Origin of the sequence: Pararhizobium sp. DWP1-1-3 (assembly GCF_049896125.1) — a bacterium.
Taxonomy (GTDB): Bacteria; Pseudomonadota; Alphaproteobacteria; order Rhizobiales; family Rhizobiaceae; genus Pararhizobium.
In genome coordinates this window covers 57,884-83,366 of sequence record NZ_JAFCTR010000006.1, presented here as the reverse complement: position 1 = coordinate 83,366, position 25,483 = coordinate 57,884, and the positions used below count along the sequence as shown (strand labels likewise).

Genomic DNA, 25,483 nt, shown 5'->3' with positions numbered 1-25,483 from the left:
TCGTCTTCATCGACATTAAAGAAAGATAGACGGCGGGGCTTGATCTGTGCGTTGATTCCCTCTCCTAACGGCGTCTCAGCGAAACTTATCCACCAAATTATCTCTTGAAATTTGGAACGATCTAAATTATTCGGCTTGCAATACCCAAGGAGGAGCCCGCATGTCTGCCACCCTGCCGCTGCCGCGCGCCGATGGTTCGCTTGAGATCTACCGCTTGACGGGAACGCCGATCGCGCGGCCACAAACGGCACCCGCCTTCAACCGTATCGCCTATGCGGCAGCCCACGTCGTCTCCGATCCCTTGCGCGATCTCGACCCATGGGGTTGCCCCGCGATCGACTGGGAGCGGACGATGGCGTTTCGCCATCACCTCTGGGCGCTCGGCTTCAAGATCGCCGAAGCCATGGATACGTCGCAGCGCGGCATGGGTCTCGATTGGGCAGGTGCACAGGAACTGATCCGCCGGTCGCTGACTGAAGCCCGCACCGTGCCGCGCGCGGATCTGGCCTGTGGCGCCGGCACCGATCATCTTTCACCCGCCGATACCCGCTCGCTCGACGACGTCATCCGCGCCTATGAAACCCAGGTCGGTTTCGTCGAACAGCAAGGCGGCCGGTCGATCATGATGGCAAGCCGGGCGCTCGCCCGCATCGCCGCATCGCCGGATGATTACCGAAAAGTCTATGGCCGCATCCTGTCGCAGACCAAGGACAAGGTGGTGCTGCACTGGCTCGGCGACATGTTCGATCCGCAGTTGAAAGGCTATTGGGGCTCGGAGAATTTCGACACCGCACTCGATACCGTCCTGTCGATCATCGAGGAGAACAAGGCGAAGGTCGAAGGCATCAAGATCTCGCTGCTCGACAATGCCTGCGAAGTCGCGCTGCGTAACCGCTTGCCCAACGATGTGCTCTGCTTCACCGGCGACGATTTCAATTATGCCGAACTGATCGAAGGCGACGGGCAGAAATACAGCCATGCCCTGCTCGGTATTTTCGACGCCGTCGCGCCCTCCGCCTCCAAGGCGCTGGCCTCGCTGGCATCAGGCGATGTCGAAACGTTCCGCGCAGTGATCGAGCCGACCGTGCCCTTGTCACGAAAAATCTTCGAGGCGCCGACGCAATATTACAAGGCGGGCGTCGTGTTCCTTGCATGGCTGAACGGCCATCAACGGCATTTCACCATGCCCGCCGGCATGCAATCCGCCCGCGGCGTGCTGCACTACGCCGACATTTTTCGTCTCGCCGACAAGGCCAATGTGCTGGATATGCCGGATATGGCGGTGGAGCGGATGAAGGCGTTTCTGGTGACGCAGGGGATTTGAGAGATTCCGAGTTTGCGGATGCCTACCCCCCTCTGTCACTGCGTGACATCTCCCCCACAAGGAGGGAGATTGTTCTTTTCCCTTGAGGACACAAAAGTTGGCGGTTGATCTCCCCCCTTGTGGGGGAGATGTCGGCGTCGCCGACAGAGGGGGGTAAGCCGCCGCCAACTCAGAGCATGCGCGGCAGCCCCACGGATTGCGCCTAAAACCGCGACTGCGCCATCAAGATCTCGCGGGCGATCTGGTCGAGCGGCACCACCCGATCGACGCCGCCGCGGGCAATCGCTTCCTTCGGCATGCCGAAGACGATCGAGGTCGCCTCGTCCTGTGCCACCGTGAAGGCGCCGGCCTGTTTCATTTCCTGCATGCCGCGCGCGCCGTCATCACCCATGCCGGTCATGATGATGCCCATGGCATTGCCACCGGCAGCGCGGGCGGCCGAGCGGAACAGCACGTCGACCGACGGCCGGTGGCGCGAGACCAGCGGCCCGGTCTTGACCGAAACGTAGTAGCGCGCGCCCTGCCGCTCCAACAGCATGTGCTGGTCGCCCGGCGCAATCAGCACATGGCCGCGTAGCACCGGATCGCCATCGACTGCTTCCTTGACTTCGACTTCGCACAGGCTGTTCAGCCGCTTGGCAAAGGCGGCAGTAAACTTTTCCGGCATATGCTGGACAATGACGATACCCGGCGCATTGGCCGGCAATGCCTCCAGCATTTCTCTCAGCGCTTCGGTTCCGCCGGTGGATGCGCCGACGCAGACGACCATTTCGGTGGTCTTGGCCATCGCCCGGCCAGTCGGCGGTGGCAGCATGGCATCCGCTGTCAGCCGGGCGTTCGGATTGGACGCGCCTGCCTGGGCCGCCGATCGCCGAACGCCGGAAACCCGCGCCTGGGCAGCACTCTTGACGACCTCGCAAATCCGCATGCCGCTTTCCGCCAGATGATCGGCAGCACCGATCTTCGGTTTCAGAATGATATCGACGGCACCGGCTTCCAGCGCCTGCAGCAGCGTTTCCGATCCGGCTTCAGTGAGCGACGAGCACATCACCACCGGGATCGGATGCTGCGCCATCAGCTTGCGCAGGAAGGTGATGCCGTCCATGCGCGGCATTTCCACATCGAGCGTGATGACGTCGGGGATATCCTCGGCGATCTTGCGCGCCGCCATGAACGGATCGGATGCCGACCCCATCACCTCGATATCGGGATCCTGCTGCAGCACCGCCGTCAAAGTCTGGCGGACGCTGGCGCTGTCGTCAATGATCAGAACGCGGACTTTCTTTCCCATATCGGCCTGTTTCTTCAGAGGATGGACCGGAAGACCATTCCGGGATTGCGGATCATGTGCGCTGGAAAACCGTATTGGAGACCTGCTTCAGCGGCAGATCGATGCCGGTGATGGATTCCGAATGGCCGATGAACATGTAGCCGCCGGGCAGGAGGCAATCGCACAACCGCGTCAGCACATCCGATTGCGTCGGCTTGTCGAAATAGATCAGCACGTTGCGGCAGAAGATGATGTGCATGGGATTGCCGATCGGATATTTGGCATCCATCAGGTTCATGCGGCCGAAGCCAACCCTGGACCGTAGTTTTGAGGTGATACGAACCTCGCGGCGACCGTGCTCCTTGGCCGTCATCACATATTTCTTCCGCAAGGCGGCAGGCACTGGTGCCACGATATCGTCGGCATAGATGCCCTGGCGTGCAACCTGCAGAACCTCGGTGGAAAGGTCTGTGGCGAGGATCGAATAGTCGATATTGGAGCGCCCTTCGGCAAACTCCGCCATCACCATGGCGATCGTATAGGGCTCGGCACCGGTCGAGCAGGCCGAACTCCAGACCCGCAGATTGTGGTGTCCCTTGTTGACCAGCGCCGGCAGGGAAACATCGCGCATGAAATCGAAATGCTTGGATTCGCGGAAGAAATCCGTCTTGTTCGTCGTCACAGCATCGATCAGGTAGACGGCTTCCTGCTCGATCCCGTCCTCATTGAACAGAAAATCGCAATAATCGTCGAAACTGCCGATATTGGTTGCCCGAAGGCGCCGGCGAAGGCGGCCTTCAAGCATCGTCAGCTTGCTATGCGGCATCTTGATGCCGCTATAGTCATAGATGAACCGCGCGAGGCGATCGAAATTGCGCTTGCTGATATGATCGGAAAGCGACTGGGTCTGACGGACGGCGGCATTCATGTAAAAAACCTCAGGCGGCGTGCCCTGCCGTACCCGGCAGGGTCAGCAAGGCCGTCTCTTCTCTCGAAAGCAGGCTGGCGAGATCGATGATAACGACGAACCCGCCTTCACGCCGCACGACACCGGCGATGTAGCCCGAGCGCCAGCGGATGCCAATATCGGGTGCCGCTTCGATCTGGTCACGCCGGAATGGCGTGACTTCAAAGACGCGGTCGGCAACGAGGCCGAGCGAAAGTGTCCGGTTTTCCAGAGGGATATCCATCACCAACACCCGCGTATGGGGTGTTGGCACGGTTTTCGACAGGCCGAGTTTCAGCCTGAGATCGATGGTCGGCACGCCCTGCCCGCGCACGTCGCGCAGGCCGAGCAGATAGTCGGGGCCGTTCGGGATCTTGAAGGCTTCCTCGTAGTCGAGGATTTCCCGGACCACCTCGACAGGGACGGCAAAAACCTCCTCGCCAAGGCTGAACGTGACGAATTGCGATTCCAGCGACGCTGTTGCCATGATCAAGCACTTTCCCGGAAATCGGCGTCAGCTGCATCCGGCCCGCCCATCGACAGGTCGAGCGCAAAACCCTTGGCACGGGCCTGCTGGGCGGAGATGCTGTTGTTCGATGCGGCTGGGGCAGACGCTTTGCGAGCAGCGGTATGACCAAAGGTGCGGACAGCGGACTTCTGCGACTGCTTCTTGTTGCCGACGCGAACACCAGCACCATCGACCTTGAAGAAGGCGATCGAGGTCTGCAGTTCTTCAGCCTGGGCTGCCAGCTCTTCAGAGGTTGACGACATTTGCTCGGAGGCACCGGCATTCTGCTGGGTTACCTTGTCGAGTTGCTGGATCGCTTCGTTGATCTGGCTGGCGCCGATATCCTGCTCGCGGCAGGCAGCCGAGATTTCCGAGACCAGTTCTGCGGTCTTGCGGATATCCGGAACCAGTCGGTTGAGCATGTCACCGGCTTCGGCTGCAGCCTTGACGGTATCACCGGACATCTGACCGATTTCGGCGGCAGCCGACTGGCTGCGTTCGGCAAGCTTGCGGACTTCGGAGGCAACGACGGCAAAGCCCTTGCCATGCTCGCCGGCACGGGCCGCTTCCACAGCCGCGTTCAGAGCGAGAAGGTCGGTCTGGCGGGCGATTTCCTGGACGATACCGATCTTTTCAGCGATCGTGCGCATGGCGCTGACAGCGCGGGCAACGGCCTCGCCGCTGGCTTCGGCATCCTTCGACGACTGGCGGGCGATCTTTTCGGTCTGGGCGGCATTGTCGGCGTTCTGCTTGATATTGGCCGCCATCTCTTCCATCGAAGCGGAGGCTTCTTCGGCAGAGGCCGCCTGCTCGGTCGCACCTTGGGAAATCTGCTCGGAGCTTGCCGACAGTTCCTGGCTACCAGCCGAAACATTGTCAGATGCAGAAAGAGCATCGGCAACGACGCCGCGCAGGCGCTCGACCATGCGCTGCAGCGCCAGACCCAACGTGTCCTTTTCCGAAAGCGGTGCCGGCTCGACCGTCAGGTCGCCGTCGGCAACCTTGTCGGCAAGGTTTGCCGTGTTGCGCAAATTGGAAGTCATGACCTGCATGGAATTGACCAGATCCTTGATCTCGTCATTGCTCTTGTGGGCGATTTCATAGTTGAGATCACCAATGCTGACGGCATCGGCAAGCTCGACGGCGCGGCGCAGTCCACGCGAGATGTTCAGCGAAATCCAGACAGCGGCAGCGATGGAGAACAGCGTCAATGCGATGGTCGCGGAGATCAGCAGCATGCGCGAGTTCAGATACTGAATATCCGTTGCTTCATCGGTTTCCCGAACATTGCCGGTCACCACGACGTTGACATCATCGATGACCTTCAGCGCCTGGTTCATCATGGTACGGCCTTCGCCCATGGTCAGGGCCGATGCCATATTGTTCGAATCCACCGTGTTCTGGGTCGCAAGATCAGCCACCCGCAACTGAAGCGGGACATATTTTTCATAGATTGCGCGAATTTCCTCAGCTTTCGCTTGGACATCCGGATCCGCAGACTTTGAAAGTGATGTTATCAATCCGTCCAGCTCCTGCTGACGTTCTTTCATCGATTTGATGAATTCAGCAATTTCCGCCGGGTTTTGGTTGAGGATCGCGTTTTTTTCGGCGCGCACGGTTCCGTTGAAGGCACCGCTGAGGTCGGCGACGGTCTTCATGTCGACGATCGGTCCAGTGACCATCTGCGTAATCGCTGCATTCAGCGAGGACAGGTTGAGAATGGACAGAGTGGCCATCCCGCCGGTCAACAGAATGATGACGGCAAATACTATTGCGAGTTTCAGTTTGATAGTTATGCGCACCGTAAGGGTCCTTACATTGGGGTCGGAAACACACGGGCATCCCGAACGGGTGCCCAATTGGAGGAGTGTCCGAGCCAGCAGGGCGGTGCGGTGAGTGATTCACGTCCGCGAAACCGGTAGTTTCGGAAAATTCCTGCCCGCGCCTACACACGCGGACACTGCGGCGGCCCCATAAGGGCCGCCGGATGGTATTGGTTATGCGCTCTCGCGAAAATTCTGGTCCTCGGCATCCGGCCCGCCCATCGACAGATCGAGAGCAAAGCCCTTGGCGCGTGCCTGCTGGGAGGCGACCGAATGTCCGGCAGCCACCGGCCGGCGGTTTGCAACCGGCTTTGTGGTGGACACCTTGGTCATCGCCTTCGGGGCAACAACCTTGCGGACGCTGGTACCGTGGCCTGCGCCATCGACCTTGAAGAAGGCGATCGATGCCTGCAATTCTTCGGCCTGGGCGGCCAGTTCTTCAGAGGTTGCCGACATCTGCTCGGATGCGCTGGCATTCTGCTGCGTCACCTTGTCGAGCTGCTGGATCGCTTCATTGATCTGGCTCGAGCCGATGTCCTGCTCGCGGCAGGCAGCGGAGATTTCGGAGACCAGTTCGGCGGTTTTGCGGATATCCGGCACCAGGCGGTTCAGCATATCGCCGGCTTCGGCAGCAGCCTTGACGGTATCGCCGGACATCTGGCCGATTTCGGCGGCAGCCGACTGGCTGCGTTCGGCGAGCTTGCGAACTTCCGAGGCAACGACGGCAAAGCCCTTGCCATGCTCGCCGGCACGGGCTGCTTCCACAGCGGCGTTCAGAGCGAGAAGATCGGTCTGGCGGGCGATTTCCTGGACGATGCCGATCTTTTCGGCGATCGTGCGCATGGCGCTGACGGCGCGGGCAACGGCCTCGCCACTGGCTTCGGCATCCTTCGACGACTGGCGGGCGATCTTTTCGGTCTGCGCCGCATTGTCGGCGTTCTGCTTGATATTGGCGGCCATCTCTTCCATCGAGGCGGAGGCTTCTTCGGCAGAGGCCGCCTGCTCGGTCGCGCCCTGGCTGACCTGTTCCGAGCTTGCCGACAGTTCCTGGCTACCGGCCGAAACATTGTCGGAGGCCGACAGCGCATCGGCCACGACGCCGCGCAAGCGTTCGATCATCACGTTGACATTGCCGAGAAGAGCCCCGATCTCGTCGCGATTGGTGATTTCGGCGAGCTTGGTCAGATCGCCATCGGCGACATCGGCAACGGCGACCGTTGCACGGCGCAGGCCCTTGCCGATCGTCAACGAAATCCAGATGGCGGCGGCAATCGCAATCAGCACGGCAAGGCTTGCCGCCGCGGTCATCATGAAACGCGTATCCTGATACAGTGCATCGGCTTCCGCCTGCGCTTCGGCAAGACGGGTTTCTTCGAGCTTGACGATCTCTTCGAGAATGGCGTCCATGTCATTGGCGCTCTGGCGCGCCGTGGTGACGGAAATGTTCTGCGCCGCCGGTGCATTGCCGGCATCGAGGAACTTGCGGATCTGGCTTTCGGCCTCGTTGGCCTGAACCGAAAGCGACTGCAGTTTCACCCAGCGCGGCTTGCCCTGCTCGGTCGCCTTGGCTGCAGCTTCGGTCAGGGTTTCGTCGAAAAGCTTGCGATTGTGATCGCCCTTGGTGCGCGCATCCATCGATTCCTTTTCCGATGTCGCAGCCAGAAGGTTCTTCTGCTGGCGGATCGCCTGCAGCTGGTAGATGTTGATCTGCTGGGCAAGCTTCAATCGCTCAGCCGGACCCTGCAACACGTCCTCGACCGTCTGATTGAGGTTGCCGAGGCTGAGAATGCCGTAACCGGCCGTTCCGAGCAAAAGGGTTATGACGAACCCGAAGGCGATCGCCAATTTGAGCTTGATGGTAAATCGCATTGTCAAATTCCTTGAATATGAACCTGCGCGCAATCCGTAACCAGCCTGCGCGATGCTAGGTTTCTTTTCTGAATGAGAAAATCGCCTGCAGGTTGGGAAGGATGATGAATTGCCCTCCCCGCTTGACGAGGCAATTGATGTAGTCCGGCCGCCACCGCATCCCGACGCTGGGTGGCGCCTCACTGGATGTCTTGGCAAGCGTGGTGACTTCATTCACCTTGTCTGTTCGAAGGCCGACCAGTGTCGGCTCGCCTTGGAGATCGAGCTCGATCACGATGATGCGGCTGTCGATCGTCGTTTCCGCCGCCTCCATGCCGAAAGCGAGGCGAATATCGGCAAGCGGAATGACCTTGCCGCGGAAATTGATGACGCTGCCGACGAAGGGCATGGCGCCTGGAACCATCGTTTCCGGCAACAGGTCGAGGATTTCCTGAACCATCGTCGCTTCCAGCGCAAAGGTCTCGCCGTGAAGGTCGAATGTCAGCACTTCCAGTTCGCCGTCGCTGTTCCAGCGCGTATCGGATTGCAGCTGTCTGTCGTTCGTCTGAACCGCTTCGATCATCCTGCCGCGCGCACCTGCGCCTCCTGTTGCTGACCGGCCGCCACCAGATGGGCGACATCGAGAATGAGGGCGACGCTGCCATCGCCGAGAATGGTCGCGCCAGAGAAGGTCGCGACGTCATGATGCAGCTTCGACATCGACTTGATCACCGTCTGATGGTCGCCGATGATCTGGTCGACGACCATGCCGACGCGCTCGGTCCCGGTTGAAATGACCACGACCTTCTGATGCGCATCCGGCTTGGTGCCGGTGCGGAACAGATCGCGCAGCCGCAGGAACGGCACCAGACTGTCACGCAGGGAGATGAAGCTGCGGCCACGCGAGCGCAGATCTTCCTCGAGCGACAGTTCGAGGCATTCCTCGACAGCCGAAAGCGGGATCACGTAGCGCCCGGTGCCAACGCGGACCAAAAGTCCATCGATAATCGCCAGTGTCAGCGGAATGCGCAGCGATACGTCCGATCCCTGACCGGCATGGCTGGTGATATCGATCGCACCGCGTAGGGTCTCGACCGTCTTCTTGACCACGTCCATGCCGACGCCACGGCCGGAAAGGTTGGTGACCTGCGCCGCCGTCGAGAAACCGGGAGCAAAGATCAACTGCAGCAGGTCCTGATCGGAAAGCACAGCACCAGGCTGGATCAGGCCGGAGGATTCCGCCTTGGCCCGCACCCTCTCGCGGTTGATGCCGCGGCCGTCGTCCTTGATGGTGATGATCACCTCGCCACCGGCCTGACGGGCCGAGAGCATGATCTTGCCCGCCTCGTCCTTGCCGGCTGCACGGCGTTCTTCCGGGCTTTCGAGACCGTGGTCGATCGAGTTGCGCACCAGATGCACCAGCGGATCGGCCAGCCGTTCGATCACAGTCTTGTCGACTTCGGTGGTCTCGCCTTCGGTAACCAGCTCGATGACCTTGCCGGTTTCGCGGGCGAGGTCATGCACAAGGCGCCGGAAACGTCCGAACAGGCTGCCGACCGGCACCATGCGCAGAACCATCATCGTGTCGCGCAATTCGCCCGAGAGACGTTCGATTTCTTCCGACACCGAACGCAGCTGCAGATCCATGCTGGAACTGGCAAGCTGCCGCAACCGCGATTGCGCGATCACCAGTTCTCCGACGCGGTCCATCAGTTCATCGAGACGCTCGGCGGGAACACGGACATTTTCAGCAGCCTTCGCCTGGCGCGCATCATTGGCATTTGGCGTTTCGCGCTCGACGGCAGGAGCCAGCGGTGCGGAAACAGGCGTTGCCGACACTTCAGGAACGACGGCCGCGACCGGCTGAGCGACCGGTGCAGGCTGTTCTGCCTGAACCGTTGGCTCCGCAGCGGCGGGCGCGCCATCCGTCAGCGTCTCGACATCAAGCTGCATATCGTCGAGCACGAAGATAAAGACATCATCGATCGCCGAACGCGGCTGGTCGGTCGTCACCGTGACATCCCAGGAGAGATGCAGGTCGGTCGGGACCAGCACATCCAGCGACGGCACGGCGGACGCATTCACGGCGATGCGGCATTCGCCGAGATCGCGCAACTCGTCCAGCAGCCCCAGCGGATTGGTCCCATTGACCATCGCGTTGACCGGCAGGCTGAAACGGATGCGCCAAGTGTTGGCACCACCTTTTACAGCTTTGGTCACGGGCACCGCTTGTATTGCCTGGGCGGATGCTGCCACCGGCGCATCGCCTTCGACCGCGCGCTGCAACTGGCGCAGGAGAACGTCGCCGATATTGCCGTGATCGTCCGTCGGCCGGTCGACCAGTGCCCGCATATGATCCTGTGCGGCCAGAACGGCGGCAATCAGCTCGCTTGTTGCCGGCTTTTCGCCCTTGCGGACCCGGTCGAAAGCGGTTTCGCAGTGATGGGTAAAGGCCGCGAGCGCATCGAAGCCGAACATCGCCCCCGATCCCTTGAGTGTGTGAAGACCGCGAAAGACCGCGTCGATCTGGTCCTTGTCGTCGAGGCGATGGGTCAGATCGAGCAGGCCGGACTCGATCTGCTCGAACAGTTCCGCCGCTTCCATTCGAAACACTGCAATGGGATCGGTCATGTTCATCGTCCGAGAACCTTCCTGACGATCTTGACCAGGTTCTCCGGGTCGAACGGTTTTGTCAGCCAGCCAGTGGCACCGGCCGCCTTTGCCCGCGCCTTCAGATCGGCATCGGATTCCGTCGTCAGGAAGATGATCGGCACGCCGGTATGGGCCGGCAGCTTGCGCAGTTGCTCGATCATCGTCAGGCCGTCCATGACCGGCATGTTCAGGTCGGTGACGATCAGGTCGAACTGCCCCGACTTTGCCTTTTCCAGGCCCTCGGCGCCGTTGACGGCTTCGATGATCTCGTAGCCCGCATTGGACAGGGTAACCTTCGTCGTCAAACGGATGCTGGCGGAGTCATCGACGGTCAATATTCTCGCGGTCATTGTATTGCCTCTTCATGCAACCAGAATTTCTTGTCTTCGGGAGAGAACGTTTGTGCGAAGCCGCCGCGCTCCAGGACGTCGAGAACGGCCCCTTCGGCCGGACTTGACATCACAATGTGCGTTCCGGCAGTTTTCGCACGTATTCTTGCGGACTCGATAAGCTGAATGAAGCTTAAGTCTGCCTCTGCGCTCTTCGGAATGGAAATCAATAGTGATTTACCGGATTCCATCGCGGGGTGAATTAAATCATATACATTAGATATATTTCTAATATTCAATTTGTCTGGCAACTCAACCAGAATATATTCATCGATTAAGGGGGGCATTGCAGTCCTCTGTAGCGATTAATACTACTTTCTCCCCCCATGGAATCTCACGCCAGCCTTAACGCCCGGTAAATTCAGGTTGTGGGATTCTGCACTTATTACGAGTCTGTTCACTATGAATTCTTACCTGAGAGTTTTTATAGGCAATCGATTCAGGGATAAGAAATCATATGAATTCAATAGGTTGAGGCTAGGCAATTCTCAGCGGCGGGACAAAACTCGGCAATTCACGCAATGATTGTGCCTGGGTGTCGGCGCCGCCGTTACAACGCAGGCGAGTCCGGCACTTAACCAGACATTTCCATCCTTGGCCTATCGATGCAGGCAAGATCGCACATGTTTCGAGTTGAGGGCTATTTTGACATACAGCACAGCTTTGGCCCACCAGACCGGCGCCCACCCCATCGGCGTAACCAGCGCCACCGATATCGGCCGCAAGCTGGAAGCGGCGCGCACCCAGGTCGAGAAGCGCTTTCTCGAGGGCGGCAGCGTTCTGCTTTCCGTCATGGACGTTCTCAACAGCCTCCTCGCCTCGCTGGACAACGTCACAAGGACGCTCGACGCCGGTGCTGCCAGCGACACCACGGCCGATCTGCTGGCGACCGTGAAGAGCCTCTCCGAGCTGCCGCAGCTGGAAAACATGCGCCAGACCAACCTGCAGGTTCTCTCCACATCCGGTGCCGGACTGCGCACGCATGTGGCAGACATGCAGGAGACCATGCGCTATCTGCAAACCTTCGCCGTGACGGTGAAGATCACCGGAGCGGGCATTGCCGAGTTTGCCGGATTTGCCGAGGAAATCCTCGACCGCATCCGCTCGGGAACCAGCGAAGTCAACAATTTCGCCGGCCAGCTCAATTCCCTTGAGAAAGAACTGAAGGCCGCCCAGACCTTCGGCTCCGGCATCGCACAACGCTACCAACAGACGGTACCGGCCGTGGTCGGCGCCCTGCAGCGCGACGCCCAGACGATCAGCGAACATCGCAAAAAACTCAGCGAGATCGCCAAGCAGGTCGGCGTCCTCGCCCGTGGCGTCCAGGGCAAGGTTGCCACCACGCTGTCCGCGCTGCAGATCGGCGACATCACCCGCCAGCGCATCGAGCATGTGCAGTCGACACTGACGATCCTGGATGAATTCCTGGGCAGCGACGAAGGCCGCACTCTTGATCGCGATGCGCAAGTGCGGCTGGGAAACCTTATCCATCATCTCGCCGCCGCGCAGATGGTCGATATGGTCCACAACTTCCAGCGCGATTCCCGCAGCGTCGTCGAAACCATCGCCAGCTTCAGCCACGATACGCAGGACATTCTCAATCTGCGGGCCGAGATGCAGAACGAGGACGATGCCAAGGGCGGCAATTTCATGCGAGCGCTGGAGGAAAGCGTTTCAGCGGCGCACGCCATCGTCAAGCAGGTCGAAACGGCCAGCCTGCAGGCCAATCATGTCAGCCAGTCGACGACGGCCACCGCTGCCAACCTGTTGACGGGCATCGTGAATATCCGCGCCGTCAAGATGGACATCCACTATATGGCGCTCAACACCAACCTGCGCTGCAGCCGCATGGGCGAGGAAGGCCGGTCGATCAACGTGGTCACCGGCGAGTTGCGCATCTTTGCCGCCAAGCTCGACGAATCCGCCGATGCGATCGTCAGCGGGCTGACGGGTTTCGAAGATGCAGCATCCGCGATTGCCGCCACCGATAGTTCCGGCGGACCGGGTCTTGCCGAACGCCTGAGCGACGCCGTCGGCAACATCCGCGCGGCAGCCAACGCCATGGAAACCGAACTGACCGTCCTCTCCGAACATGGCCGGGAAGTCGCCAGCAAGATTGGCGTGTCGATCAGCAAGTTGGATTTCCAGAACGATCTCGGCGAGGTACTCGCCACCTGTGCCGACGATCTCTGCGATCTCGCCGGTGACACAATGCCTGATATCGACGATCTCGGCGATGTTTTGGGCGGCCTTGGCCCGCGCATCTTCAAGCTCTACACGATGGCGCAGGAACGTAACGTCCACCAGGCCATTATTCCAGCCGGTACCGTCGTCGCAACACCGGTCGCCGCCGCAGCCAATGACGACGACCTCTTCGCCGACGCGCTGTTTTGAGCAGAAGCTCAGACGGCGTGAACGGGGTAAGCCTTACCTCTCCGACCAGATGAATGACGGCAGAATGAAATCGGGCGTGGCGCCGTGCTCGGCAAACAGCGTCTGACGATCGGCATCTGTCGCGGTTTCCAGAATACCGGTCGTGACCAGGATTGATTTCAGCCCGGCACCCGCAGCGCCGGCGATATCGTGCTCGATACTGTCGCCGATACAGCAGATTTTCTCCGGCGCGATTGATCCGAGAAACTCTCGCGCCGTGGCGTAGATATCGGGGAACGGCTTGCCGATCCAGCGCACCGTGCCCCCCAGTTCTTCGTAAAGCTCGGCGATGCGCCCTGCCCCGAAGGCTGTACCCTCCGTCGTCAGCATGATCTTGTCCGGATTGGTGCACAGGCATGGCACACCGCGCGCGGCCGCAGGCGCCAGCAACGCCTCGTAGAACGACAGCGGATGCACGTCACCTTCGCTTGCCGCCAAAAGAAGAAAATCCGCATCCTCGCCGCGGTCTGTCCGCGCCAGATCAAGCCCGTCCATCGGCGAGGTATCGCCGTCGCGGCTGATCAGCAGGCATTTGCGGGCAATGCCGCTGCTCAGCTGCCGGCTTTCGGCCTGAAGGATACGCCAGGCCACCTCGCCGGACGTCAAGAACCAGTCCCAACTCTGCGGGTCGAAACCGAGTGCTGCAAGACGGCGGTCATTTTCTGCCGAGCGTTTTCCGGAGTTCGACAGGATGATGATCGTCTTGCCCGCCTGCTTCAGCCGGAGAAGCGTCTCCACAGCGTGCGGGTACGGTCCCTTGCCATCGCGCAGCACGCCGAACTGGTCGATCAGAAAGGCATCGAAACGCTCTTCGATCTCATTCAGTCCGGAAATCGTCAGTGGCCCATCCGTCATAACACACCCGCCGATTTCGCGCCGATCAGCGCGAGCCGCGCCGTCCCGGCTGCCGCCTCTTCCGAAGCCACCGGCAAGAAGGGAACAGGCATCTTCCGATTGCGGATCGCCGTCCAGGCCGCATTCTTCGCCCCGCCGCCCACCGTGCGGATGGAGCGCAAAGACGGACTACCAAGCGACACCAGCCGCTGATAGGCCAACGCCTCGACGCCCGCAATGCCCTCGAAGATCGCCTTCAGGAATTCGGCATCGCTGTCCGGCCGAGGCGCCATGCGCGGTTTCATCGCCGGGTCGTTGACGGGAAACCGCTCGCCGTCCTTGACCAGCGGGTAATAGTCGAGACCTGTATCGGTGGCGGGATCGATTTCCACTGAAAGCGCGGCGATCCGCTCATTGTCGAAATGCGCAGACAACACCACTCCGCCTGTATTGGAGGCCCCGCCAGCCAGCCACATGTCGCCGATCCGGTGGCTGTAAAGACCATAGTCCGGCGCAAACAGCGGCCGGTCGGACAGCATCTTCACCGTCAGCGTCGTCCCCAGCGCAGAAACGGCATCGCCCGGCTGATCTGCACCCGTTGCCAGAAACGAGGCGCAGCCATCCGTGGTGCCTGCGACGATGACGACATCATCCGCAAGACCGAAGGCATCCGCTGCATCCTGTGAGATCCCGGCGATGGGCACGCCGGCAGGCAGCACGTCCGGCAACAGATCGAGCCGTGCTCCCGTCGCTGCGATCCAGTCCGGCCATGTGCGCGCGACGGGATCGTAACCGGTCTTCAGCGCATTGTTTTCATCGGAAACATCGTAGAGCCCGGTGAAATGACCGGCCAGCCAATCGGCCTGATGGATGATCCGAAAGACATCTGGAATGGACTGAAACGTCAGCACTTTCGCCAGCCCCGACGTCGCCCCATGCGCTGCACTTTCCTTCGGCGCATAGTCTTTGATGCGGGCCAGGATATCCGCGTCCCCGACCGGATCGTTATACATCATCGGCACGGCCAACGGCGCACCGTCGGCACTGACCGGCAGCACGGTACCCGACGTACCATCGATCGCGATCGCCCGGACATGGCCTCTGTCAACGCCGTCAAGCACCTGAAGCAAAGCCGTCTTCACAGCCTCCCACCACACCAACGGATCACGGTGATCACCGGAGAAGTCGGCAAGTTTGGACGACCCGGAAGCGACGACGGTGAAATCCGCGTCCATCGCCACGGCGCGGGCGCCGGATGTGCCGATATCGATGCCGATCACCAACGATTTGCCTGCGGCACCGATCATTGCAGCGCCTTCCCGGCCCGGTTCAGTTCCTGCCGGTACTTTTCGGCGTCCCATCCCAGCAGCTCGGCATTTTCCGCATCCGTCAGGTAGCGCAGCCGCGCACCCTCGCCGATCCGGCCAAGTACGTCCGAGAGGCAGCGCGCCAGCGCCAGAGCGCCGGCCGTGATTTCCCTGGAAACCAGGATACCCTTGCCCGGGAACAGCAGCGCCGGCGGCAATGACAGCCCCTCGGTGCGATGACGCGCCTCGATCGAGGCGGCCGTATCGGCCGGTGCAGCGACAAACGAGCCGCGCCCGAGAAAGATCACATGGTCCGGATAAAGGCTGCCACCGGCAGCAATGCGGCAGCTGGCCAGATCAGTTGCCCCGTCATGGATCAGACTGTCCTCCGGCAGCACAAACCCACTGCCCGCAGCAAGCCGCGACAAGGCCGTAAGATCCGCATCCGGTGCCGCCCGGCGCGGTAAGGCCAGCCTTCGCGAAACCTCGGCCAGCAACAGTTCCGCCTCCGCCACCGTTTCACCGGCAACGGCAAGTCCATGATTGCCAAGGATCAGCACGCTGGTATCCGGCCGGATCCGCGCGGCAATCGCCTTGGCGAGCGGCAGCCCAGGCCGCGCATAGGGCACGAAGACATGCGGAATACCGGCAAGCTTGGATGCGGCGACGGTTTCGCCGTTGACCTGGACTGCGGTGGCGATGGTCTCGACGCAATGGACGTGGATCACCACCTTCTGCGGCATCAGCGCATGCACGGTCGTTTCGATCGATGGCCGCAAGCCGGACGGGTTGCGATCCTTGATGACGAAATCCTGCGCCTTTTCGGTCGACGGATCGTCACGCTCCAGCGCATCCAGCAACGCATCGAGCGCCACCGGCACCATCACGTCGCGCTGCCGGGCCTGCATCAACCAGAGGCCGGACGCCTTGATCCACAGCGTGCCACCTTCCTTGATCGAGGTATTGCCGCCGGCCGCCTGCACCAGCGCCGGGTCCGCACCGACCCGGGCCGAGACATCCAGAAGGGCTTCGAATTCAGAACTTCTCATCATGGTTTCTCCTCAGGCCGCCTGCGATTGCTGCAGACACCAGGACGCAAAAGCCTCGCGCTCGGCCAGTGTCATGTGCAATCCGTGTTTTGTACGGCGTTCCAAAATGTCCTGCGGCGTCTGCGCCCATTCGGTTTCGATCAGGAACCGCGCCTCGCGTTCGCGCAACAGCTTGCCGAAGGCGGCACCGAGATCGTCGAGCGACACCGCATTGCCAAGCAGGTCATGCGCGCGCGTACCGTAAAGCCTTGCATAATGTTTGGCGAGATCGAGCGGCAGCCAGCGGTATCTGGCTCGAAGATCGCCGAGGAACTGGTCGAAATCCGCGTTTGGCATATCGCCACCCGGCAGGACACTCTTGGAGGTCCAGCCCGGCTTCATCGCCGGGAAGAACGGCCTGATCTTTTCCAGCGCGTGTTCCGAAAGCTTGCGGAACGTGGTGATCTTGCCGCCGAACACGGACAGCAGCGGCGCCTTGCCATTCAACGCATCGACTTCGAAAACATAGTCGCGCGTCACGGCGGATGGGTTTTCGGCATTGTCGTCGTAAAGCGGCCGCACGCCGGAGAAGCTGTGGACGATATCGCTTTCGGCAAGCTGCTGCTTGAAATAGCGGTTCACCGATTGGATCAGGTAATCGATCTCGCGGGCATCGGCCTTCACGTCTTCCGGACGCCCCTCATAGGGAATATCGGTGGTGCCGATCAGCGCCAGGTCGTTTTCGTAGGGGTTGATGAAGATCACCCGCTTGTCCAGGTTCTGCACCAGATAGGCCTGCCGTCCCTCCCAGAATTTCGGCACGATGATATGGCCGCCCTTGACGAGGCGGACATTGCGGCGGGAATTCAGCCCGGCAACGCGGCCGATGACATCGTTGACCCATGGCCCCGCGGTATTGACCACGCACCGCGCCCTCAGTTCGCTCTTGCGGCCCGTGCCGCTCCCGGTCATCTCGATATCCCAGAGATCGCCATTGCGGCGCACCGAGGTGCAGGCGGTGCGGGTATGGATCGTCGCGCCGCGCTGCTTGGCATCGAGCGCGTTGAGCAGCACCAGGCGGGCATCATCCACCCAGCAATCGGAATATTCGAACGCCTTGCGGTACTCCGCCTTGATCGGCGCACCTTCCGGCGCCATGCGCAGATCAAGCGTGCGCGTCCCCGGCAAACGCTTGCGGCCACCGAGATGATCGTAGAGAAACAGGCCGAGCCGCACCAGCCAGGCAGGCCGGTCGGACGCGCTGTGCGGCAGCACGAACCGCATCGGCCAGATGATATGCGGTGCGGATTCCAATAGCACTTCGCGCTCGATCAACGCCTCGCGCACCAGCCGGAATTCGTAATATTCGAGATAGCGCAAACCGCCATGCACGAGCTTGCCGGACCGCGAGCTGGTACCCTCGGCCAGATCGTCCTTCTCGCACAGAACAACCGACATGCCCCGCCCGGCCGCATCGCGGGCAATACCCGCGCCATTGACGCCACCACCGATGATGAACAGGTCGATGACGCCGGTTTCAGCACTCACGATCGTTTCTCCTGCCGAAGCTGCACTGCTTCTCTCTCGAACACCCGCCCGCCGGTTCCGTTTCTCTCCGTCATCCTCTCCTCGCGTTTAACCCCAGGACGAGGGCCGGGGACCAGCGGCACCGCGTCTGCGGTGCCCAAGAAACCCTCGAAGCGATCATCCGTTCGCAGCCTTCTTCGCGCCATCCTGCAATCCATAGCTCGCAAAACCCTTGCGGACGCCGGCGATCTCCTCAGCAGACAGCACCACGGCGCCGCCGATCAAGAGTGCATGGTAATATTGCTTGGCAATGGTCTCCAGCTCGACCGCCGCCCACATTGCCTTTTCGAGGCTGGCGCCGGTAGCGAGCATGCCGTGATTGGCCATCAGGCAGGCAGTGCGGCCCTCCATCGCCTTGAGGATATTGTCCGAAAGCTCCTTGGTGCCGTAGCGCGCATAGTCGCAGACCTTGACGTCGTCGCCACCAAAGGCGGCGATCATGTAGTGGCAGGCCGGGATCGGTTTGTGCGCAATGGCCAGGATCGTCGAATAGATCGCATGTGTGTGAATGACCGCGTGAACCTCGGGCCGGCTTCTCATGATATCGAGATGAAAGCGCCATTCGGTCGAGGGTTTGCGCGGGCCGTCCCAGGCGCCGTACTCGCCCTCCAGCGGCAGCGAGGCGATCATGTCCGGCGTCATCTCGTCATAGGGCGCGGCCGACGGCGTGATCAGCATCCGGTCTTCATAGCGCGCGCTGATATTGCCGGATGTGCCCTGGTTGATCCCAAGCGCGTTCATCTTGCGGCAATGGTCGATGATCGACTGGCGAACGTAATTCTCTGTCATCGCTGCGCCCTCAGCACGGATTGACCGGCGGCAGGCCGGCGATATAGCGGCGCACCTCTTCGGCCGCCATTTCAGCGGCGCAAGTGACCGTGCGCACCGAAGCCCCGGCAATATGCGGCGTCAGCGTCACGTTCGGCAATTGCAGCAACGGCCAGTCGGCAGGAACCGGCTCGACGGCAAAGGTTTCCAGCATGGCAGACCCGAGCGGGCCGTTCCTCAGGGCCTCGTAGAGCGCATCATAGTCGCAGAGCGGTCCGCGCGCCGTGTTGACGAAGATCGCACCCGGCTTCATTTTTGCGAAGCTCTCGGCATTCATCATATGCCGTGTCTCCTCCGACACCCGCGCATGCAGCGTCACGACATCGGAGCGCGACAGGAGATCGTCGAAGCTGACATGCTCGACACCGGCATTGCGGTCGTCGGCAGAGAGCTGGACATAGGGATCGTGGACCAGCACCTTGGTTCCGAACGCCCGCAGCAGGCGCACCACCTTGGTGCCGATATTGCCGTAGCCGACGACGCCGACGGTCATTTCCGAAAGCTCGCGGCCGGTCTTGTCGGCACGGTAGAGCTCGCCGCGCCATTCGCCCTTGCGCAGGGATTCGTGACCGGAACGGATCAGCCGGGTTTCGGCAAGGATGGCGCCGAGGGTAAATTCGGCAACCGCGCTGGCATTGCGGCCGGGCGTGTTGACCACCAGCACGTTGGCGTCGCGCGCGGCCTTCATGTCGATATTGACCGGTCCGCCACGCGATACGGCAATGAACTTCAGGCCGGGCAGCTGGGAAAACATGCCACGGGAAAACGGCGCCAGCTGGGTGATCACCAGCTCGGCGTCGCCGACGAACGCGATGATATCGTCGGCCTTGCCGACATATTCCTTCAGGCCGTCCATGCCTTCGACGGCATAGCCATGCTCCATCGGCTCATCTGGCCAGGGTTGTTCGAGGAGACGAATATCATGCCCGTCGCCACAGGCTTCCACGACCTTGTCGCGAAAGACCGTCGGCAGCATGAACCGGTCTCCGATGATGGCGATTTTCTTCATTTCAGTCTTCCTATTCAGATGCCGGGGCGAAGCCGTGGGACAGGGCGTGCCAGACCGGACGAAGGGACAGGCGCGATTGCCTGTAGAGTGGAAACGCCGCATCAAAACGCGCCGCCATGGCTTTGTCGGCCGGTTCCGCCGGCCGCTGGTAGGGGGTGACCCATTCCTTGACGCACTCTTCCATCGAGCCGTAGATGCCGAGCGAGACGGCGGCGATCATCGCCGTGCCGGCAGCACCCGCCTCCTCGCGCTCGCTGGTCTGCACCGGGCAACCGAGCGCCCCGCCGAGAATGCGCCGCAAGGATGCACTGCGCGCAGCACCGCCGGTGAGCCGCACCCGCGACGGAAGCGGCCCCATCTCGACGTAACAATCGCGCGACGCCATCGCGAGGCCATTGAACACAGCGCGGACCATGTCGGCAAAGCCATGGTTCAAATCAAGCCCGATAAAGGATGCCCGCGCCGAAGCATCGACGAACGGACCGCGCTCGCCGGCCTCGGAAATATAGGGGTGGAACAGCAGCGACGTTTCCTTGGCTTCGGACAGCCAGCCCTCGACATGGCCAAGCAGCTCCGGCTTGCTCTTCTCGATCCCCATGCCCTTGAGCACGCTGCCCGCCAGAGACAGGATCCAGTCGATATTCAGCGTCGCCGCCATGTTCGACTGCATCTGCGCATAATGGCCTGATATCGGCAGGCACATGGTGTAGCCGGTCAGGTCCCTGTTGAGCTGAACATCATCTGCGCTTTTCGCCAGCCGCATATGCATGCCGGTCGAGCCGATGATCGAGCAGCTGGTATCGGTGCCCGGTTCATAGAGACCGGCCCCGAGCGAGGTGCAGACGACATCGACATAGCCAAGCACCACCGGCGTTCCCGCCAGGAGGCCGGTCAGCGCGGCGGCGGTATCGTTAAGCGCATGCCGCGTCACCGCACCATCGACGATTTCGGGCAGCAGGTAGCGCTGCTCCCTGAGATCGAGAAAATCGATGACATCCTCGGAATATTGCCGCGTCCGGAAATTGCCGAAGGTGAAATTGGCCTCGGATGGATCGGTTGCCCGCTGGTCGGTCAGCTTGAAATAGAGCCAGTCCTTGCAGTGAAACCCGGTGGTCGCGCCGTCGATCATCTCAGGCGCATTTTCCAGTATCCACCGGAGCTGCGAACCCATCTGGCAGGCGGCAAGGCCGGAGCCGGTATGAGAAAAGCGGGCGGCATCGCCGCTATCGCGCCGCAGGCGTTCGACGGTGTCACCGGCGCGGGCATCGAGCCAGAGCCAGCCCTTGCCGACGGGATCGCCGTTTTTATCGATCAGCCAGGTGCCGTCGCCCTGACCGGTCACCGAGATCGCCGCAACCCGGCTGGCGAGGTTTTCGACTTTACCGGCGAGATCGGCGAGCGTCTTGGCGGTATCGGCCCAGGTGCGGTCAAGGTCCTGGACGACGCCCCGGCCACCCTCGCTTTCATAGCTGTTCGGAATGGCTGAAAACGCGATCTGCTTGCCGCCAAGGTCGAAGGCGACCGACTTGATGACGGAGGTTCCCGCATCGATCCCGATCAGGATATCGCGCATCAGGCAAGCTCCTGCCCATGGCTGATGGCCCGGCCGCTCTCGCCGTCGAAGACATGCAGGCTTGAGGGATCAAGACGGATACCGACATTCTCGCCGATCGCCAGGTTGGTGCGGTCATGCTCGACCAGCACCATCGTGCCGCCAGCAAAATCGGTGGCGATATGGGTCTGGTCGCCCAGCCACTGGTTCACGGCCACCTTGGCTCCGACGCCACCTTCGCTGCGGCGGACGGCATAGGGCCGGATGCCGAGCACGACTTTGCTGCGCTTCATCAGTTCGGCCCGCACCTCATGCGAAAAATCCGACGCCTTGTAGTCGAGCCTCACGCCTTCGTTCAGACCGAAGGATACGGTATCGCCCGAGCCGGAAATGCCCGCCGAAAACACGTTCATCGGCGGCTCGCCGACAAATGTGCCGGTAAACAGGTTGGCCGGGCGTTCCTTGATCATCTGCGGCGTATCGAACTGCTGCAGCACGCCGCCCTCCATGACGGCGATCCGGTCGGCCAGCGCATTGGCCTCCGTCTGGTCGTGGGTGACGAGAATGGCGGTGAGGCCGCGTTCCTTGATGAAATGCTTGATGCGGCCGCGCAGAAGGGCGCGCAGCTGCGGCTCCAGCTGCCCCATCGGCTCATCGAGCAGGTGCAGGTCGGCATTGCGGATCAGCGCCCGGCCAAGCGACGCACGCTGCTGCTGGCCGCCCGAGATCGAGCTCGGATAGCGGCCCATGATATCCTCGATCTCCAACAGCTTGGCGATATTGGCGACTTTCTCATCGACGACGCTCTGGGAAAGCTTGGCGGCTTTCAGCGCAAATGCGATGTTTTCGCGCACCGTCAAAGGCGGATAAAGCGAATAGCCTTCGAACGCCATGGCGACATTGCGCTTGACCGGCGCAAAGGTCTGCACCTCCCTGCCCTTCATCGAGATCGTCCCGCGCGACACGGCCTCGAAACCGGCGATCATGCGCAAGGTCGAGGTCTTGCCGCAGCCGGACGAGCCTAGAAGCGCGATGATCTCGCCCTTCTTCACATCCATGCTGAGCTGCTTGACGGCATGGACGCCATGATCGATCGGGCCATAAAACTTGTCGACGCCCTTGATGAACAGTGCGGTCTCGCTCATGCCGCTTCTCCATTGCGTGTCATCGGGATGGCGGCAGACCGGATCAGCCCGCCACTCTCCTTGTCGAACAGGAACGCCGCCTGGCCATTGACGGCGATATGGGCGGCGCCGGATGCGGGACCTGGTGTTCCCGCCGGCCGCGACACCAGGATTTCCCGGCCACGCGCCGTCAGAACCAGCGTGACGGTTTTTTCGTTGAGCGGCGTTTCGGCCTCCACCGTCACCGGAATGGCGCCAAGTGTACCGGCATCGGTAAAGGCGATAGTCTCAGGCCTCAGACCGATGACGCAGGTCTTGCCGACGACGCTTGAGGGCATGCCGGGCAGTGCCACCTTCACATTCGAAAGCTCGACATAGACCCCATCGCCCCCGGATTTCGGCGTGACATCGAGAAGATTGATCGTCGGATCGCCAAACAGCCGGGCGATCTCGATATCGGCGGGTGCATTATAGATATCCTCCGGCGTGCCGATCTGGCGGATACGCCCTTGCGACATCACGGCGATCCGGTCGCCGAGCGCCATCGCTTCCTTGTAGTCTTGCGTCACATAGACGACCGTTGCGCCTTGCGCGGCGAGCAAACGCGGCAGCTCCAGACGCATCTCGAACCGCAGCTTGGCATCGACATTGCGCAAGGGATCGTCGAGCAAAAGCAGCGGCGGCGAGCCGGCAAGCGCCCGGGCCAGCGCCGTGCGCTGTTTCTGGCCGTTCGAAAGAGCCTTCGGGTGATGCGACAGAACATGGTCGATCTTCAAAAGCTTGGCGACCTTGTGCACACCTGCCGAGATCGCATCCTTGGTCGCATTCGTCGCCGTTAGCGGGCTGGCGATATTGTCGAAGGCGCTCATATGCGGGAACAGGGCAAAATTCTGGAAGGCCATGCCGATGCCGCGATGTTCGGCATCGATATCGGCGACATCCTCGCCACCGATCAGGATCTGCCCCTCCTCGGGATCGATCACACCGGCGACCAGCCGGAGCAGCACGGTCTTGCCCGCCCCCGATGGGCCGAACAGGACCAGCGTTTCGCCATCGGCCACATCCAGCGACAGGTTGTCGAGGACCGTGTTGGTCTTGTAGCGTTTGACGATGTTTTTAAGCTGAAGTGTCGTCATGATTTATCCCTTCACCGCGCCGAGCGACAGGCCTTCGACGAGGTAGCGCTGGGCGTAGAGTGCAAGTGCAAGCGTCGGCGTCACCGAAAGCACGATGGCCGAGGCAATCTGGCCATACTGGATGCCGGATGAGGTGACGAAGGCAAGCGCCCCGACGGTCACCGGCTGCTTGTCGGCCGAGGCCAGCACCAGCGCGAAAACGAAGTTGTTCCAGGCGAAGATGAAGGCGAGCAGGCCGGCGGCGGCGATCCCGGGGCCTGCCAGCGGCAGGGCGATCTTGCGGAAGGTGGCAAACCAGGAATGACCGGCGATGCGATAGGCATATTCCACATCGGCCGAGATATCCTCGAAATAGCCACGCACGATCCACAGGATGAGCGGCAGGCAGATCAGCTGGTAGACCCAGATCAGGCCGAAATAGGTGTCGGACAGTCCAAGCCACTGGAAATACTGGGTCAGCGGCAAAAGCACGAGCAGCGGCGGCGCGAACCGGAAGGACAGGAGCGTAAAGGCGATGTCTTCGGAACCCTTGAACTTGTGGCGGGCAAAAGCATAGGCGGCCGGCACGCCAAGCACGAGCGCCAGCGCAACCGATGTCACCGACAAGAAGATCGAGTTGCCGAGATTGCGCATGAAGGCGATGTCGAGCGTACCGGCCGCCGTCGTCAGCTTGCCGGTGATCAACGCTGCATAGTTGGACAGCGTCGGCGTGAAGATGATCGACGGCGGGATCGCCAGGATCGTTTCATTGGTCTGGAACGACATCAGGAAGATCCAGAAGATCGGGAACATGAAGAAGATGACGACCAGCGTCAGCGCGATCAGCCGCAGTGTCTTTTCAAGCGTGGATGTGGTTTCCATGGTGTTCCCCTCACGCTTCGCCACGGGCGCGTTCGCGCAGCCGCAGCCAGTTCTTGATGAAGATGTTCGACAGGAAGTAGGTGATCGCCCAGAGGATGACCATCAAAGCCGCGGAGCGCCCGACATTGGTCGACTGGAAGAAGTTGAGATAGGCTTCTACCTGGAAAACGGTCAGCGTGTTGCCCGGCCCCCCTTGCGTCATCGCGTAGATGATATCGAACTGCTGGATTGAGTCGAGCAGCCTAAACAGCGTCGCCGTCAGGATGTAGGGCGTCAGCATCGGCAGAGTGATGCGGAAGAACACGAAGGTCCTCGGCACGCCATCAAGGGCTGCCGCCTCGAACGGCTGGGTCGGCAGCGAACGCAGGCCGGCAAGCAGAAGGATCATGATGAAGGGCGTGTAGACCCATATATCGACGAGAACGACTGTTAGCAGCGCCGTGCTCGGCGACGAGGCCCAGCGGAAATCATGCAGGCCGATCAGGCTTGCAAGGTAGCTCAGAATACCGAAGCTCGGATTGGTCATCAGCTTCCACATCAGCGCGGCCAGCGCCGGCGCGATCATCAGTGGCAGGAGCAGCATGATCGAGATGAAATTGTTGACGGTCGAGCGGCGCTGCAACAGCAGAGCGATACCGAGGCCGAGCAGCAGCTCCAGCGTCACGGTAATGCCGGCGTAGAGCAGCGACACTTTCAGCGTATTCCAGAAGGCCGGGTCGGTGAAGAAGTTGAGGTAGTTCTCACCCCAGTTGAATTGCCGTGCCCAGGGCTGGCTCAACCGGTAGCGCTGGAAGGAATAGATCACCGCCGTAAAGAAGGGAATCAGGATGCCGATGCAGACGAGCAATGCCGGCAGGCTCAGCACATAGGGCAGCATCTTCCGGCTGATGCGGAAACCTGAAGCCGGCTTGCGGAGGGGGGCTGTTGAAGCCATGTCGAGCTCCGTTCTTTGTCTTTGAAGAAAGCGCGCGGCACGCGGATCATCCCGCGCCAGTCCATCGGCATCTCAGGTTGTCTCAAGGCG

General features: G+C 61.2%; 22 protein-coding genes. 2 read left to right on the top strand and 20 right to left on the bottom strand.

Annotated elements, in window-relative coordinates; genetic code table 11:
• Positions 1-160: 160 nt before the first annotated feature.
• Positions 161-1,324 carry a dihydrodipicolinate synthase family protein gene (locus ACP7BS_RS14530; RefSeq protein WP_426238669.1) on the top strand — a complete coding sequence of 388 codons (1,164 nt, stop codon included), beginning with the start codon at positions 161-163 and terminating at the stop codon, positions 1,322-1,324.
• 202 nt (positions 1,325-1,526) lie between these two features.
• On the opposite strand, the gene ACP7BS_RS14525 is transcribed toward ACP7BS_RS14530, so the two are convergent.
• The 9 genes from ACP7BS_RS14525 to ACP7BS_RS14485 all read right to left on the bottom strand — a co-directional run bounded on the left by ACP7BS_RS14525 (position 1,527) and on the right by ACP7BS_RS14485 (position 11,047).
• Positions 1,527-2,615, bottom strand: coding sequence for a protein-glutamate methylesterase/protein-glutamine glutaminase (locus ACP7BS_RS14525; RefSeq protein WP_426238668.1), 1,089 nt, complete (start codon positions 2,613-2,615; stop codon positions 1,527-1,529).
• A gap of 52 nt (positions 2,616-2,667) precedes the next feature.
• Positions 2,668-3,522, bottom strand: a complete 855-nt coding sequence (locus ACP7BS_RS14520) for a CheR family methyltransferase (protein WP_426238667.1) — start codon at positions 3,520-3,522, stop codon at positions 2,668-2,670.
• A gap of 10 nt (positions 3,523-3,532) precedes the next feature.
• The gene (locus ACP7BS_RS14515; protein WP_426238666.1) at positions 3,533-4,027 is read right to left on the bottom strand and encodes a chemotaxis protein CheW; all 495 of its coding nucleotides are present in this window, start codon (positions 4,025-4,027) and stop codon (positions 3,533-3,535) included.
• Positions 4,028-4,029: 2 nt separating this feature from the next.
• Complete coding sequence (locus ACP7BS_RS14510; RefSeq protein ID WP_426238665.1) at positions 4,030-5,850, bottom strand: methyl-accepting chemotaxis protein; 1,821 nt, start codon at positions 5,848-5,850, stop codon at positions 4,030-4,032.
• A gap of 195 nt (positions 5,851-6,045) precedes the next feature.
• Positions 6,046-7,740 carry a methyl-accepting chemotaxis protein gene (locus ACP7BS_RS14505; protein WP_426238664.1) on the bottom strand — a complete coding sequence of 565 codons (1,695 nt, stop codon included), beginning with the start codon at positions 7,738-7,740 and terminating at the stop codon, positions 6,046-6,048.
• 55 nt (positions 7,741-7,795) lie between these two features.
• Positions 7,796-8,302, bottom strand: coding sequence for a chemotaxis protein CheW (locus ACP7BS_RS14500; RefSeq protein WP_426238663.1), 507 nt, complete (start codon positions 8,300-8,302; stop codon positions 7,796-7,798).
• Positions 8,299-10,356 (bottom strand): chemotaxis protein CheA, encoded by a 2,058-nt coding sequence (locus ACP7BS_RS14495; protein ID WP_426238662.1) that lies wholly within the window; start codon positions 10,354-10,356, stop codon positions 8,299-8,301. The genes ACP7BS_RS14500 and ACP7BS_RS14495 overlap by 4 nt, the downstream gene beginning before the upstream one ends.
• Positions 10,353-10,721 (bottom strand): response regulator, encoded by a 369-nt coding sequence (locus ACP7BS_RS14490; RefSeq protein ID WP_426238661.1) that lies wholly within the window; start codon positions 10,719-10,721, stop codon positions 10,353-10,355. Before ACP7BS_RS14490 ends, ACP7BS_RS14495 begins: the two co-directional genes overlap by 4 nt.
• Positions 10,718-11,047, bottom strand: a complete 330-nt coding sequence (locus tag ACP7BS_RS14485) for an STAS domain-containing protein (RefSeq protein WP_426238660.1) — start codon at positions 11,045-11,047, stop codon at positions 10,718-10,720. Before ACP7BS_RS14485 ends, ACP7BS_RS14490 begins: the two co-directional genes overlap by 4 nt.
• Before the next feature lie 376 nt (positions 11,048-11,423).
• On the opposite strand from ACP7BS_RS14485, the gene ACP7BS_RS14480 reads away from it, so the two are divergent.
• A complete protein-coding gene (locus ACP7BS_RS14480) occupies positions 11,424-13,154 on the top strand; it encodes a chemotaxis protein (RefSeq protein ID WP_426238827.1) in 1,731 nt (576 codons plus the stop codon).
• A 33-nt stretch (positions 13,155-13,187) separates the two neighbouring features.
• Here the strand turns inward: ACP7BS_RS14480 and ACP7BS_RS14475 are convergent, their stop codons facing one another.
• The 11 genes from ACP7BS_RS14475 to ACP7BS_RS14425 form a co-directional block, all read right to left on the bottom strand.
• Positions 13,188-14,048 (bottom strand): TIGR01459 family HAD-type hydrolase, encoded by an 861-nt coding sequence (locus ACP7BS_RS14475; protein ID WP_426238659.1) that lies wholly within the window; start codon positions 14,046-14,048, stop codon positions 13,188-13,190.
• On the bottom strand, positions 14,045-15,334 hold the full coding sequence (locus ACP7BS_RS14470; RefSeq protein WP_426238658.1) for an FGGY-family carbohydrate kinase: 1,290 nt from the start codon (positions 15,332-15,334) through the stop codon (positions 14,045-14,047). The genes ACP7BS_RS14475 and ACP7BS_RS14470 overlap by 4 nt, the downstream gene beginning before the upstream one ends.
• Complete coding sequence (locus tag ACP7BS_RS14465; RefSeq protein WP_426238657.1) at positions 15,331-16,386, bottom strand: class II aldolase/adducin family protein; 1,056 nt, start codon at positions 16,384-16,386, stop codon at positions 15,331-15,333. Before ACP7BS_RS14465 ends, ACP7BS_RS14470 begins: the two co-directional genes overlap by 4 nt.
• Positions 16,387-16,395: 9 nt before the next feature.
• Positions 16,396-17,910: a glycerol-3-phosphate dehydrogenase gene (locus ACP7BS_RS14460; protein ID WP_426238656.1), complete on the bottom strand. Its 1,515-nt coding sequence runs from the start codon at positions 17,908-17,910 to the stop codon at positions 16,396-16,398.
• Between the two features lie 156 nt (positions 17,911-18,066).
• Positions 18,067-18,738, bottom strand: a complete 672-nt coding sequence (locus tag ACP7BS_RS14455) for a class II aldolase/adducin family protein (RefSeq protein ID WP_426126482.1) — start codon at positions 18,736-18,738, stop codon at positions 18,067-18,069.
• A 10-nt stretch (positions 18,739-18,748) separates the two neighbouring features.
• Complete coding sequence (locus ACP7BS_RS14450; RefSeq protein ID WP_426238655.1) at positions 18,749-19,786, bottom strand: 2-hydroxyacid dehydrogenase; 1,038 nt, start codon at positions 19,784-19,786, stop codon at positions 18,749-18,751.
• 10 nt (positions 19,787-19,796) lie between these two features.
• Positions 19,797-21,359, bottom strand: a complete 1,563-nt coding sequence (locus tag ACP7BS_RS14445) for an FGGY-family carbohydrate kinase (RefSeq protein WP_426238654.1) — start codon at positions 21,357-21,359, stop codon at positions 19,797-19,799.
• Entirely contained in the window at positions 21,359-22,483 is a 1,125-nt protein-coding gene (locus ACP7BS_RS14440) for an ABC transporter ATP-binding protein (protein WP_426238653.1), read from the bottom strand. The genes ACP7BS_RS14445 and ACP7BS_RS14440 overlap by 1 nt, the downstream gene beginning before the upstream one ends.
• Positions 22,480-23,598, bottom strand: a complete 1,119-nt coding sequence (locus ACP7BS_RS14435) for an ABC transporter ATP-binding protein (protein ID WP_426238652.1) — start codon at positions 23,596-23,598, stop codon at positions 22,480-22,482. The genes ACP7BS_RS14440 and ACP7BS_RS14435 overlap by 4 nt, the downstream gene beginning before the upstream one ends.
• A 3-nt stretch (positions 23,599-23,601) precedes the next feature.
• On the bottom strand, positions 23,602-24,459 hold the full coding sequence (locus tag ACP7BS_RS14430; protein WP_209855567.1) for a carbohydrate ABC transporter permease: 858 nt from the start codon (positions 24,457-24,459) through the stop codon (positions 23,602-23,604).
• Between the two features lie 10 nt (positions 24,460-24,469).
• The gene (locus ACP7BS_RS14425) at positions 24,470-25,393 is read right to left on the bottom strand and encodes a carbohydrate ABC transporter permease (protein WP_426126472.1); all 924 of its coding nucleotides are present in this window, start codon (positions 25,391-25,393) and stop codon (positions 24,470-24,472) included.
• Between the last annotated feature and the right edge of the window lie 90 nt (positions 25,394-25,483).

What these genes read in the sequence shown, in the direction of transcription:
- ACP7BS_RS14465 (WP_426238657.1), bottom strand. Translation starts at nt 16,386, where the DNA reads ATGATGAGAAGTTCTGAATTCGAAGCCCTTCTGGATGTCTCGGCCCGG.
- ACP7BS_RS14515 (WP_426238666.1), bottom strand. Translation starts at nt 4,027, where the DNA reads ATGGCAACAGCGTCGCTGGAATCGCAATTCGTCACGTTCAGCCTTGGC.
- ACP7BS_RS14435 (WP_426238652.1), bottom strand. Translation starts at nt 23,598, where the DNA reads ATGACGACACTTCAGCTTAAAAACATCGTCAAACGCTACAAGACCAAC.
- ACP7BS_RS14485 (WP_426238660.1), bottom strand. Translation starts at nt 11,047, where the DNA reads ATGCCCCCCTTAATCGATGAATATATTCTGGTTGAGTTGCCAGACAAA.
- ACP7BS_RS14470 (WP_426238658.1), bottom strand. Translation starts at nt 15,334, where the DNA reads ATGATCGGTGCCGCAGGCAAATCGTTGGTGATCGGCATCGATATCGGC.
- ACP7BS_RS14430 (WP_209855567.1), bottom strand. Translation starts at nt 24,459, where the DNA reads ATGGAAACCACATCCACGCTTGAAAAGACACTGCGGCTGATCGCGCTG.
- ACP7BS_RS14495 (WP_426238662.1), bottom strand. Translation starts at nt 10,356, where the DNA reads ATGAACATGACCGATCCCATTGCAGTGTTTCGAATGGAAGCGGCGGAA.
- ACP7BS_RS14520 (WP_426238667.1), bottom strand. Translation starts at nt 3,522, where the DNA reads ATGAATGCCGCCGTCCGTCAGACCCAGTCGCTTTCCGATCATATCAGC.
- ACP7BS_RS14425 (WP_426126472.1), bottom strand. Translation starts at nt 25,393, where the DNA reads ATGGCTTCAACAGCCCCCCTCCGCAAGCCGGCTTCAGGTTTCCGCATC.
- ACP7BS_RS14475 (WP_426238659.1), bottom strand. Translation starts at nt 14,048, where the DNA reads ATGACGGATGGGCCACTGACGATTTCCGGACTGAATGAGATCGAAGAG.
- ACP7BS_RS14440 (WP_426238653.1), bottom strand. Translation starts at nt 22,483, where the DNA reads ATGAGCGAGACCGCACTGTTCATCAAGGGCGTCGACAAGTTTTATGGC.
- ACP7BS_RS14490 (WP_426238661.1), bottom strand. Translation starts at nt 10,721, where the DNA reads ATGACCGCGAGAATATTGACCGTCGATGACTCCGCCAGCATCCGTTTG.
- ACP7BS_RS14450 (WP_426238655.1), bottom strand. Translation starts at nt 19,786, where the DNA reads ATGAAGAAAATCGCCATCATCGGAGACCGGTTCATGCTGCCGACGGTC.
- ACP7BS_RS14525 (WP_426238668.1), bottom strand. Translation starts at nt 2,615, where the DNA reads ATGGGAAAGAAAGTCCGCGTTCTGATCATTGACGACAGCGCCAGCGTC.
- ACP7BS_RS14455 (WP_426126482.1), bottom strand. Translation starts at nt 18,738, where the DNA reads ATGACAGAGAATTACGTTCGCCAGTCGATCATCGACCATTGCCGCAAG.
- ACP7BS_RS14505 (WP_426238664.1), bottom strand. Translation starts at nt 7,740, where the DNA reads ATGCGATTTACCATCAAGCTCAAATTGGCGATCGCCTTCGGGTTCGTC.
- ACP7BS_RS14500 (WP_426238663.1), bottom strand. Translation starts at nt 8,302, where the DNA reads ATGATCGAAGCGGTTCAGACGAACGACAGACAGCTGCAATCCGATACG.
- ACP7BS_RS14530 (WP_426238669.1), top strand. Translation starts at nt 161, where the DNA reads ATGTCTGCCACCCTGCCGCTGCCGCGCGCCGATGGTTCGCTTGAGATC.
- ACP7BS_RS14445 (WP_426238654.1), bottom strand. Translation starts at nt 21,359, where the DNA reads ATGCGCGATATCCTGATCGGGATCGATGCGGGAACCTCCGTCATCAAG.